Raw genomic sequence first — 7,648 nt, forward strand, 5'->3', positions numbered from 1 at the left:
TCTTTAAGTACATAGCACCGTAGCGGGATGGATGTAGTTCAACCGAAACTCCTCACTGGGCGCTGCGCGCCGCTCAGAGTTCTATTTATTAGGTGTTGTTGTTTCTTTAGTTCCTCAATTTCGGGTGAATATTAGTCAAATCTTTAATCAAATATTCTAATGGGTTACGCTTTTCTTTCGAGATTTTTCTATTGTCAGCATTTATTACAATTACCAAATCTAAATCTGGAACTACATTTATGATTTGTCCGCCATTTCCTGGGATAAACCAAGAATTAAATCCGTATTCGGTTTTCACCATTTGCCATTGACAGCAACTATATAAAGGATGTCTTATTTCAATATATGGCTCAAATATTTCGTCCATCCATTCTGACGAAACAATTTGTTTGTCATTCCATTTCCCTTTATTCAAATGGAGCAATCCATATTTCGCAATATCTCTTGATTTTAGTTTTAGTCCACCACCAACATCATAAATTCCATTTTTGGAAAACCAATTGTAATCTTTTATTCCAAGAGGTTTGAAAAGATTATCTTCCGTATATTCTGCAATGTTTTGTCCCGTTGATTTTTTAATTACTTCACCAATAATAATATTGTTTGGTCCACTATAAGCATATTTGGTTCCAGGCATAGCTTCCATAGGCAACTCAATTGATGCTTTAAACAAATTGTCTACCTTATCCATTTTATAGCCCATATTATTAGGGTCATCAACAGGTAATGAAACTTCGTCCCATTCAAATCCAGATGTGTTGGTCAGTAGATGCTTAATTGTTATTTTATCTTTGAGAGTGTCGTTTGATTGAGATAAATATTCTGGAAAGAAATCAAGCATTTTTTCATTTTCATCTTTAATCTTGCCTTGTTCTATTGCAATACCTGTCATAATTACACTAAAACTTTTTGTTGTAGATGCTAGAAAATGAGGTTGAGACCCATTCCAGCCATTATAATATTGCTCTACTACAAGTTCATTTTTGTGAATAACCAGAACACTATGCAAATTGCCGTAAACTCCATTGCAAATATCTCTATTCACATTTTCAAAAGCTTCTAGGTTCAGATGGTGTTTTTCCAGTGTAGAAACTTTCAAACCATCATTTTTATCAATAGGTTTCACATAACTGCATTCATTACTGTTATTACAGCCCGATAAAAAAACAAGGATTATAACAAATCGTAATATATTTTTCATAATTATTCAGTATTAGATATTAGTGAAGTATGAAGCCAAGAAGCTATTCTTTTACCTTTTTTAAACATATCATTATTTCTGCCTTTCATCAATAAAATATTTTTATCAGGCTTATTCAAATAGAGTTTGTAAATCTCATTCGTTGCTGTTCGGCTAATGGAAAGCACAGCCATTGTTTGTGATTCTTTTGATTTTACAATCTGAATACAGCTTGGTTGGTTTATATTTTCCCATTCGCCCTTTTTTGTAAAAACAATCCCAGTGTATTTTCTAAGTAATTTCTTCTCTGTATCAATGGTGATAACAGACTTGAAGAAAATCAAAATCACGGATAGCAAAAAGAAGACGAATGCATGGTATGTTGTGCGAGATTTGATTACTGAGCGATTTCCTATAAAGTTACACTAACTTCTTTTACGAGCTACAAACGTTTACAAACTGCAAAAACAAGTATGCACAACACGCATTGTTGGTAATTGTAAATTGTTAATTATGTGCATTATAAAGTTCTTTTACTTCGGCTTCACTAATTACTCTTTGGTATAACCTAAATTCATCAAGCTTACCATCAAAAGAAAAGATATCATTCCCGATTTGTAATATTTCAGCACTATCAAGAAAGGGGACTAAATCATCTCGTTGCGCTATTTGGATTCCATTCTTATAAAAAGTCAACTTACCAATTGACTGGTCTGCAACAATAACAACATGATTCCACTGGTTTAAATGAATTGAATCATTTACCAAATAGACAAATCGCCCAATATTATAAATTTCAAATCCCCACTGGTCGAGATATCTACCCACCGTAGTATTCCAATGTGGCCCTTTATTACCGAGTTTCATACTAATGGCCCAAGAATCTGCATTTCTGAGTTGATTTGGGTAAATCCAACATGATATTGAGACCGATTTCTTTGGGTCATATTCTGGACTGTGATTAATTCTAATTTTTCCTTGACTTGAAGTCATGCTCACAGCAGTAGAAGGAAGGTTATCAACGCCATAAACATATTCTATATCATTGATTTCAGCTCCTTTATGTTTGAATGTTGCATTGCTTGTGGAATCTAATTTTAGATTGTATAATAAGCCCCGTTCAAGTTCAATGTTATTTGTGTAATTATTAACATATTCATAATTCTTTTTTGATTTTGAAAGTAAGGAACGAACATTATCAGATTCCTTTGTTTTGCCAATAGATTGTAAGTATCTTATCACATTTAATATCTCAGTATCATCACTGAAATAACCATTCTTATTTTGGTATGAAGCAAGCATCCCCTCAGAGAAAAAAGCTTCATTATCAATATTCTCAAGTATTTTTTGCCCAATTGATTTTGGAGCTCTTTCTAAATCAAGATAGTCGTACCCATATTTTGCAATTAACAAATCTCTTTGTGAGAATTTATTATCAAAATCAGAATAATCAGCAAGAGGTTGGCGCACCTTTAGGTCATCAAAATTCTCAGGAAGAAAGTCAATTATTGTTTTCAAAAATGCTAGTTCTCTATCGATATCATTATAATACTTGTATTCCCAATTTGAATTACCAACAAGAGCTCTTTTGACAACTCGTGCTAATTTATAGGTCTTATCAACTTTGTATTCTTGTTCATAACCACAACTTATTTGCAGGTTGAAATCAAGTTTATTACCATCATCAACAAAACTTTCAAAATCATATAGGTAATCATCTATAGTAAAAAATGGACTCGAAAGTATGTAGGAATTAAAAGTATTACCCTTTGATATTAAACCATATAAAGATAATTGGGCATAAATTGAATTAGCAATAATAATTTTATATGGTGATGTCTTATAATTATTTTCAAGAAAAGAACTAAGCTCAAGGTCTATGAAATCGAAATAGGTTTTACTCTCATTTTTATCCAGAAAAAATCTACTATCAGGTGTAAGTCCTACGACAATACAATCGGGGATTTCTTTGGATTTTGCTAATTGCCTTACAACTCCAGTGGTTGTATGAAAATACTGTTCTCCATTTAGTAAATAGATTACTGGATAAATTAAATCACTTTTATTGTAATCTTGTGGGACGAATAACTGAAATTCCACCGAATCACCGATAATATCAGATTTAATTTTTATTCTTTCTCCAATTACTATTTCATACCGAACTTGTCCGAAAACAGAAAAATAAAAAAAGAGTGAAAATGTGAAAATAAAGATCGTTCTTGACATTGTTGTGTTGGTTTGTTGTTATGTTTGATAATGTAAGTCTTTTTTAATTTTATTGTGCAGATTTTCTGTCATGTAATGTTGTATCTAAATTATACATTCTCGAATCTTATTTGATTGTTGAAACAATATCACAAATTAAAGACTCGATTGATTTGTAATCTCTAATTTTATACCTGGTTGTGACAATAGTAATGTCTTCACTTGGAATATTAATTATGAAAACACCATTCAAGTCGCTTGCTATATAAACATCTTTATTGTGTATTGTTCCTGTTATCCAAGAATATCCGACACCATTTATAAGAAAGTCCTTGTTTACCTGTAAAGTAATTTCAATATGCCTAGTAAGAGATTTATCAATCCATTTTTTTGAAAGAATTTGCTTACCATTCAGTTTCCCGTTTGACAAATATAAATCTCCAAATCTGGCTATATCCCTTGATGTAAGGTATAATGTATTACTTCCCCTATAAATTCCCCCGGGACTCTGAAACCAGTTAATAATTCTAATTCCTAAAGGCTTACAAAGATATTCTTCTGCATATTTTTTAGTGCTTTTTCCCGACACCTCTGTAATTATTCCGGATAAAAGATGACCGGTTTGCTGTTGAAAATACTGAATACCCTTTTTATTATTTCTTGGTCTTTTTAGAGTTGATTTAATCCAGTTAAAACTATTAAAACTGCTTTCGTTCTCATTGCCATTTAACCAAGCTTGATTTGTCAGTAAGTTTTCAATGGTAATATTTTTCTTATCCGATATATATTTTTGGTTTCTATAAGCAGGAAAATAGTTAATCATTTTATCTTTTTCACTTCCAATTATCCCTTGGTCAATTGCAATTCCAATTAAAGAAGATATAACTGTTTGTGTCATACTAAAGATATTAAAAGCATCAAATTGATTACAACCATGGAAATACTGTTCAACGATGAGTTTTTTGTCTTTTACCACTAGAACAGATTGTAGATTCTTAATGCTTTTAGCATTAGCTAGTATGTAAGATAATCTTTCTGTATTAAAATCATCTTCTTTTGGTTCTGCTGTCTGCCATGAATATGAAGTATAATTATTATTAACACGTATAAATTCTTTATCATGATTTGGCCAGTGAAAAACACGAAATAAAAAAAGCATTATTATTACATAACCAGTTAAATAAAAAGAACATAATAACAGCATTTTCCTCTTATTTTGATTTTTAAAAATTAGAATCGCACTTACTATCAGTAGTAGGATAAAAGATAAATAGGGGGATAAATGTTTCCCGCCCAATAAATAAATTTTTAATACAATTACCAGGACAATTAATTCTGAGACAAGCAATGAAAATAATATGTGAACCTTCTTCATTATTAAAATATTAATAGTTAGTATAAACGTTTGTTTATTATTGGTTATTTTTTTCTAACCTAATATAGTAAGGATAAGCGTAATATTCTCTGTCTGCTGCTGCCAATGCCACAATCTGTCCCGAAAGAACATTGTCATTCTTAATTAATTTCAGAGATAAAAACTGGCTAAACTCATGTCTTATATCATTTGAAGGTAAATCACCAGGAAACATGCCAATAAAAGATTTTTGATTTACTAATCCATTCAGCAAGAAAGTTTTATTGGGTATTGGATTGTTTTGCGTAAAATAAGACCTATATGTATAATCTAAATAGTTAATTATAATATTTCTGTCTGAGTTGAAGTTCAATGTGCATGGAATACTATCCTGACCAACCTTAATAAATCCAGCCCATTCCCCAATAAGAGTTGAATCCTTGGTGTATGGAGTGTAATTAGCTATTTCGCTGATTGGTGAAGGATTGTAATCAGGCATAACTACTTTGTTTAGTTGATTGGTAATTTTCTGACAATATGACTTATTAAATGTGTTGATAATTACTGCAATCGCAATATTCTCTTCGGGAATTAGTTTTAGCATAGAACTTACTCCCATCATACCGCCTTCGTGCCAAACTATTTTATAGCCATTATCATCATTTTTAAAGTACCACCCTAATCCATAATAAGTTGAATCATAATAGTGATACAATGTGTTTTTATTGATGTAACTGTGCATCATTTCTAGCTCTTCTGAGCTTAAAAGTTTTTCGTAATTATCAGATTTAAGATGAAACAAACCGAATAGTATCAAATCATGAATGCTCGAATAAATGTTTCCTGCTCCTATTGTATTATTTATTATTTCAGGTAACAGATGCATGTTGGCATCGTATTTTTGAGCGATGTGTTTATTTCTCTTTTTCGGCTTACCAATAAATGTATTTTCAAGGCCAAGAGGTATAAATAATTCTTTCATCATGAACTCGGAATAAATGGTTTTTCCTTGTTTCTCAATTATGTAACCAAGCAGTCCGTATCCTAGGTTTGAATATTCACAAATTTGACCTGACTGATGAAAAAGTGTTCCGTACTTATTAAAGGCCATCCTGAAATCGTCAGATTCTGTATTTTCATCAGAATAGCTCAATTGAAAATAATTTCCTAATCCTGATGTATGATTTAACAAATCAATAATCCTGACCTCTGAAGAATTAACTTCTGCAACTTTAAATTTTAGCGGAGGAATATATTGATCTGCAGACATTTCAATGTCAATTTTTCCCATGTGGTCCAAAAGCATTATACCTGTCGCTGTGAAGGGCTTCGACAAGGATGCAATTTCGTATGATGTAGAAGTTGTAGCTTTAACCTGTTTTTTTATATCAGCATACCCAAAAGCCTTTTCATAGATAATCTTCCCGTCTTTTGCAACTGCAACTACTACTGAAGGGATTACTTTATTATCTATAGCATTCTCAATTTCTACTTCGACCGGTGAAAAATCAAATTCCGCAGAGTCCTGACCATGCATGCACATCGGCAAAATAAACGTGAGAGAAAATAAAACAAATGATTTCATAATTATTATGTGTTTAAAATTGTATGGCTACAAAGCACAGAAATTATGAAACATGAATCGTCCGAAAACCTGATTTTGGACTTTTTTAAAGTATCAGATAGTTAATTCAGAGAAATATTCTCTTGGTGTTTTATTAGTTTGTTTCCGGAAAATGCTATTAAACGATGATTTAGATGAAAAACCGCTTTCATAAGCATGGGCCAGGAATGTAAATTGTTTTTTATTATCGGCTTTTATTCTTTCGATAAACTCATTTACCCTGTATGTATTAATAAATTCATGAAAGTTCACTTGCAGACATTGATTTATAGCAGCAGATAATTCTTTTTCTCTGACACCTATCTTTTCTGAAAGCATTTTTAAACTTAAATCCTGAATTAAATAATACTTTTCACGCTGCATTTTACTTTTTAATAATTCCGCAATCTTCTGAAGTTCTGCATTATCTTTTTTCGGTGAACTATTTGTAGTTTTTGTAAAATTTCCGAACCCCTCTATACCTCTGTACGAGTATGTATAACTCTTAAAACCAATCCATAATGAAATTAAAGTAAGAATAATATACATCTGGGAATAATAATACCGAACATAAACCCCAGAAAATATTAGAATATCTGACAGAAGCAAAATGAACCATAAAAACCAAAATGAAGCAAAACAAATAATAGGTATTTGTATCCATTTAAGTGATATGCCGGACGTGTAGGAGAAGTTATTGTATAGCCACTTATTATATTTAAAAAGTTCATAAACAGATAAAAACATGAAAATGGTAGAATATGCAAAGCCTGTCCATTGCTCCACCATAAATATCTGCTGCAAAACATTCATGTTATCGGAACCCAATTGCATGATTCCGTCCCTGTAATAAGATGTTCTATAGTAGATGAACTCTAAAAATGCAGGTAGCAGGATAAGGAAATTATTTAATCTCAAGTTGGAATTTGTCCTAGTAACATTTCTGGTATATAGATATAAAGCGGGTCCAAGCCCGAACAAAGGCTCAAATCTCAAATAGGGCAAATATTCTGCTAATTGTTCCCGAAAGAATCCATGGAAAAGTGAAAAACTAAGTGTAGTTAATCCAAATAGAAATAAAACAAGACCGAGCATTGCATTGCTTTGCCTGTTCTCTTTCTTCAGAAACAGCAGGATGCTTAGAATTAATGTTTGTATTGAAAGCAGGCTAATTATGGTAATCTTTATCATTTTTTATTTTTCAATAACACCGTAGAGTAGAGCCTGATAGCTTACTCAAAATTAGTACCGATAAATGTACGTATTCTGGATAAACTATCAGTGCCCCCTGCATCAAACCGTACGT

General features: G+C 31.7%; 6 protein-coding genes. All 6 read right to left on the reverse strand.

From position 1 onward, the window contains the following. Positions 1-106: 106 nt before the first annotated feature. The gene (locus FHS86_RS18910) at positions 107-1,201 is read right to left on the reverse strand and encodes a serine hydrolase domain-containing protein (protein WP_429417570.1); all 1,095 of its coding nucleotides are present in this window, start codon (positions 1,199-1,201) and stop codon (positions 107-109) included. Positions 1,202-1,203: 2 nt separating this feature from the next. Then, positions 1,204-1,530, reverse strand: coding sequence for a hypothetical protein (locus FHS86_RS18915; protein WP_429417573.1), 327 nt, complete (start codon positions 1,528-1,530; stop codon positions 1,204-1,206). Positions 1,531-1,687: 157 nt separating this feature from the next. Further along, positions 1,688-3,406, reverse strand: a complete 1,719-nt coding sequence (locus tag FHS86_RS18920) for a LamG-like jellyroll fold domain-containing protein (protein WP_429417575.1) — start codon at positions 3,404-3,406, stop codon at positions 1,688-1,690. A 106-nt stretch (positions 3,407-3,512) separates the two neighbouring features. Continuing rightward, positions 3,513-4,760, reverse strand: a complete 1,248-nt coding sequence (locus tag FHS86_RS18925) for a serine hydrolase domain-containing protein (RefSeq protein ID WP_429417578.1) — start codon at positions 4,758-4,760, stop codon at positions 3,513-3,515. A 37-nt stretch (positions 4,761-4,797) separates the two neighbouring features. Continuing rightward, positions 4,798-6,324 (reverse strand): serine hydrolase domain-containing protein, encoded by a 1,527-nt coding sequence (locus FHS86_RS18930; protein ID WP_429417581.1) that lies wholly within the window; start codon positions 6,322-6,324, stop codon positions 4,798-4,800. A 93-nt stretch (positions 6,325-6,417) separates the two neighbouring features. Next, positions 6,418-7,533, reverse strand: coding sequence for a helix-turn-helix domain-containing protein (locus FHS86_RS18935; protein ID WP_429417584.1), 1,116 nt, complete (start codon positions 7,531-7,533; stop codon positions 6,418-6,420). Positions 7,534-7,648: the final 115 nt, after the last annotated feature.

Source organism: Roseimarinus sediminis (assembly GCF_050433125.1).
GTDB lineage: Bacteria > Bacteroidota > Bacteroidia > Bacteroidales > Prolixibacteraceae > Roseimarinus > Roseimarinus sediminis.